This window comes from Corynebacterium tuscaniense, from assembly GCF_008693065.1.
Classification (GTDB): domain Bacteria; phylum Actinomycetota; class Actinomycetes; order Mycobacteriales; family Mycobacteriaceae; genus Corynebacterium; species Corynebacterium tuscaniense.
On sequence record NZ_VXKH01000152.1, the window covers coordinates 1 to 761 of the forward strand.

The window sequence follows — 761 nt, forward strand, 5'->3', positions numbered from 1 at the left end:
CACCAGCATCGCGGCCAGTGGGGCGAGTGCGGAAGTCGGGCCGTCGGTGTCGGCGCCATCACCGTTGGTTACTGGCGCGGGTGCCGGCATGGCGCGCTGCACGTCGCCGATGCGGTCCTGGGTGGTGTTGGCCATGTCGTCGATCTTGCTCACGCCGTCTACGAGTTCATCGATTCCGCCAGTGGCGTCGCCGACCTTGTTGTTCATCTCGTTCAAGCCATTGGCCAAGTCGCGGGCACCGTTGGTGGCTGAGTAGATACCGTCGTGGTAGGCGTAGCCAGGCACGGAGAGCTGGTTGGCCAGTTCCCGGGAGCCGCTTTTGAGCTCGTCGAGCTGTTTGTGCATGTCTTGGGGAATTTCAGCGATTTCCACTTGGCCCCGCAGGCCCTCAAGCTGGTCGCGCAGGTCCATCACGTCTGGGTCGCGGGAGTTTTTGGTGCTGCGCAGGGTGCTGTCAATCGCGGAGAGAACCTGGCCGCGGACGGCATCAAACCCGACTACTTGGTCAACCGCGCCGCCGACGGAATCCGCCAGGCGGGTGGCACCATCCGCAAGTGACCCGGTTCCGTTCTGTAGTTCAGTCATACCCTTGGACAATTGGTCCGCACCATCACGGGCGGCTTGGATGCCGTCGACGAGTTCACCGGAGCCGTCCTTGAGCTGCTCAGTGCCATCGACGAGTTTCTGCGTCCCTTGCACAAGGAAGCTGGCCTGCGCCGCCGCATCACCGGCCGCGCGGCGCGCACCCACGAGCTGGTCCG

Annotated in this window: 1 pseudogene; it reads right to left on the minus strand. The window is 64.3% G+C overall.

The window, feature by feature from the left end:
- Nucleotides 1–750 (minus strand): annotated as a pseudogene (locus tag F4V54_RS10990) (hypothetical protein); the annotation flags it as partial.
- Nucleotides 751–761: the final 11 nt, after the last annotated feature.